3 protein-coding genes are annotated in these 4047 nt (G+C 33.4%); all 3 read right to left on the minus strand.

The annotated features are described in order from the left end of the window. On the minus strand, window positions 1-2346 hold a 2346-nt coding region (locus tag IDG60_RS07950; RefSeq protein WP_206160604.1), incomplete at its 3' end, for a 2-oxoglutarate dehydrogenase E1 component. 283 nt (window positions 2347-2629) lie between these two features. Continuing rightward, window positions 2630-3985 carry a sensor histidine kinase ArlS gene (arlS, locus tag IDG60_RS07955; protein ID WP_000166801.1) on the minus strand — a complete coding sequence of 452 codons (1356 nt, stop codon included), beginning with the start codon at window positions 3983-3985 and terminating at the stop codon, window positions 2630-2632. Then, window positions 3982-4047: hypothetical protein (locus IDG60_RS22190; protein ID WP_241013349.1), on the minus strand; the 66-nt coding region annotated here is incomplete at its 5' end. The genes IDG60_RS22190 and arlS, both read right to left, overlap by 4 nt.

The following is a 4047-nucleotide window of genomic DNA, read 5'->3' on the forward strand; positions in this document are numbered from 1 at the left end:
TAAGCTTTTTGGTGACATAACAACCAATGGTCGCATTTGTTCAGAATCTAAACTAGCTGCTTGTGCACGCAATAAGTGGAAATAATTACTTGAACTAGATAAGTTGACAACTGTGCAATTATTTTCAGCAGCTAATTGTAAAAATCGCTCTAATCTTGCTGATGAATGTTCAGGTCCTTGACCCTCATATGCATGAGGTAAGAATAATGTTAATCCTGAACGTTCTCCCCATTTTGAGCGAGAACTGAATAAGAAGTTGTCAAAAATCATTTGTGACATATTTGCAAAATCACCATATTGCGCTTCCCAAATATTGAAGCTTTTTTTGTTTTCCACATTATAGCCGTATTCAAAACCAACTACTGCTGCTTCTGAAAGCGGAGAATTGTGTATATCAAATGTCGCTTTTTGATCAGGAACATGATGTAAAGGTGTATATGTTTCACCTGTTTGCTCATCATGTAACACGGCATGCCTATGACTGAATGTACCACGTTCACTATCTTGACCAGTTAAGCGAATCGGTGTACCATCTTGTAAAATTGTCGCAAATGCAAGTTGTTCTGCTTGTGCCCAATCAACTAAGCCATCTTCTTTATTAAACGGCTCATGACGCTTCTCAAGAACTTTGTTTAACTTTTTCAAAATGTTAAAGCCATCCGGATATGTTAACAATGCATCATTTATTTCTTTCAAATGATCAAACGTAAATGATTGTTCGTCTGCTTGTAACGGTAATGCAAGTTCTGCAGGTTTTTCCATATCTGGATTATCCATTTTATCAGCTTTATTAATTTTATCATGAGCTTGTCTTAGTTCCTTTTGGACTTGTTCTATAAATGAATGCATTTCATCTTCTGAAATGACACCTTCATTAACAAGCTTTTTACCAAACACATATTCAACAGAGTCATGTTTGCGAATATTCTGATAAGGAACTGGATTAGTAATTGATGGTTCATCCATTTCGTTATGTCCGAAACGACGATAACCTACTAAATCAATAACGACGTCTTTATGAAACTCTTTTCTAAATTCCATTGCAATATCAATTGCTTCAATAGTAGCTTCAACGTCATCAGCATTGACATGGAATATTGGCACATCATAACCTTTGGCCACATCTGTAGAATAAGTTGTTGAACGTGCATCAATTGGTTCTGTAGTAAATCCAATTCTATTGTTAGTAATAATATGCAATGAACCACCCGTAGAATAGCCTTTCAAGTTTCCTAAGTTCATTGTTTCGAAGTTAATTCCTTGACCAGGATAAGCAGCATCGCCATGTATAATAATTGGCATTGCTTTATGATGATCAGTCGTCGGAGCCCCAGCTCGTTGTGTATCATCTTGTGCTGCTCTCGTACGCCCCTCAACAACAGGTGCAACAATTTCCAAGTGACTTGGATTGTTAGCCAGTGCAATACGCTGCATTGTACCGTATGAATCAGTAGTTTTAATGCCACCAAGGTGATATTTCACATCACCAGTCCATCCAGCAGTTAACTGCAAGCTACCATCTTCAGGTAAGAATTTCATTGGATCTGTATGCATAAATTCTGAAATCATCATTTCGTACGGTTTTTCTAAGACATGCGTTAAAACGTTTAAACGTCCACGGTGAGCCATGCCTATTTGTATATTTTTAATACCTTCTTTCGCAGCAATCGTAATAGTACGTTGTAACATCGGTACAAGTGCGTCTACCCCTTCAATTGAAAAACGCTTTGCACCAACGAAGTTTTTATGAAGATATTTTTCAAACCCTTCAACATACGCTAATTGTTTGAATAGTGCCCTTTTTTCGTTATTATTTAACGTTACTTTATATGGCGTTTCAATTCTTCTTTTTAACCAACCACGTTCGGTATTGTTATTAATATGTGTATACTCAAATGCAATTGGTCCTTTGTAACGTTTTTCCATTCTTAAAATTGCTTCATAAGCATTATCATAAATGTCGGCAAAGTGATCTGAAACAATTCCTGCTGATATACCTTCCAAAGTCTGTTGATCTAAATCAAAGTCTTCAATCTCTAATTTAGGTACATGTTTCCTTTTTGGAGGATTTACAGGATAAATATCGGCTTTAAGATGCCCGTATTGGCGAATATTATCAATTAGACGCATGACACGCTTAATTGTGCCGTCGCTATTTTGACTACTTGTACTTTTTAAAGCTGGTACAATTGAGTCATCATTCTTAATTGTGCTGAATAAGACTTGTAAATCTTCTGGTACAGATGATGGATCTTGTAAAAAGTCATCATATAGATCTAACATTAGACCTAAATTCGCACCGAAGTTTACAGGAGCCTCTGAAACTTCTTTTCTTTCGTTAGTCATTTTACACCCTCCACAAAAATGTTGAAACGCTTACAATGTAATAATATCACTATTTAGTTATTTGTTAAAGTAGATTTACCTATTTATCTGCTAAAAAGAAGAATCAACAAAAGCGTTGATTCTTCTAGGTTTATAGATGTATTTTATTGTAAATTTTGGGAGTACAACAGAAATGATAAAGAACCACTGTTTATTTGTTTTATAGTTGTTCTTATACATTAGTCACAGCTAATGTGTACTTAAAAAATTGATCCTATGACTTTGATTGACGTCTCAGTCATGATTAAAATATGATTTTAAACGTTGTTCCTTTGTTAATTTCACTTTTAATTTTAATCGATCCTCCGTTTAATTGAATGATTTTTTGAGCAATAGATAATCCGAGTCCATTACCGCCTTGACTTCTTGAACGAGATTTATCCACTCGATAAAAGCGATCAAAAATGAAATCTTGATCTTCCTCTGGAATACCAATTCCATGATCTGTAATTTCAATTATTTTTTGCTTATTTTTTAACCTTGTCTTAACTTTAATTTTCTTATTCTTCACATCATATTTGATTGCATTATCAATAAAGATTAAAAATAATTGTTCGAATTGATGAGGTTTCATTTTAATTTCTAGATTTTTAGATGTCAGATCCGTATCAAATTGATAATCAGGATGCAATTGTTTTAATGAGTGTATTCGCGAGCGAATTTCATCATTAATATGCACGGTCTGCGCTTCAGAAGAAATGTCATTTACATCTCCTTTAGTCAATTCAAGTAATTCTTCGACTAATTTTATGATACGATTCATTTCTTCAATAGAAATATTTAACGATTCTTCTAATACTGCTGGGTCTTTTTTTCCCCATCGCTGAATCAAATTTAAATGACCTTGAATAATTTGTAATGGTGTTCGTAATTCATGTGACGCATCTTCAACAAATTGTCTTTGTTGATTAAATGATTCTTCAATTTGGCTCATCATCTCATTAAACGTATTTGCTAAATTATCTATTTCTTCATAATTTGTATTTAATTGCAATTTATTTTGAAAACCATCTCGTCGAATCTCAATCATTTTATTTGATAAACTGACAAGCGGTTTAGTAATTTGTGTTGAAAATACATAACTGATTGTGGCAGTTATAATTGTTGCAATCACTCCAAATGCCAGCGCAATGATATACAATGATTTTACGATGTTATCATAATTTTCTAGTGAATGAATTAACAAGCTATACCCTTTGAAATCTTGCGTTGTAATTGGTTCTTTAATAATTAAATATTCAATGCCTTTATAGCGTTTTTTTATTACGCGGTCAAAATAACGGTGTTCATAACCTGGTTCAACTCTCACTGTGTTATCATTCGATGTCTCAAATAATTTATTATTATGCTCATCATAAATAATTATCTCTTGAAAATTACCTAAAGATGCATTCAAGTCTAATGCAGATATATCTTTAACAGGCTTAGAATGAAATAAATTATTAATATCGCTTGAGCTTCGTTCTGCATCATCAAGCTCACTATTATGCAGTGTATCTTTCAAGAAAAAAATAATAATTAAACAAAACAAAAATATCGTGACAAACGTAATCATCGTGGTAACAATAATCCAGTTATTGCGCAATTTACGTTTTGTCATCGTATCACATACCCAACGCCACGAACTGTTTCAATCATTTTGTCACGATCGTATGGTTTTAA

Source organism: Staphylococcus sp. EG-SA-2, assembly GCF_017152085.1.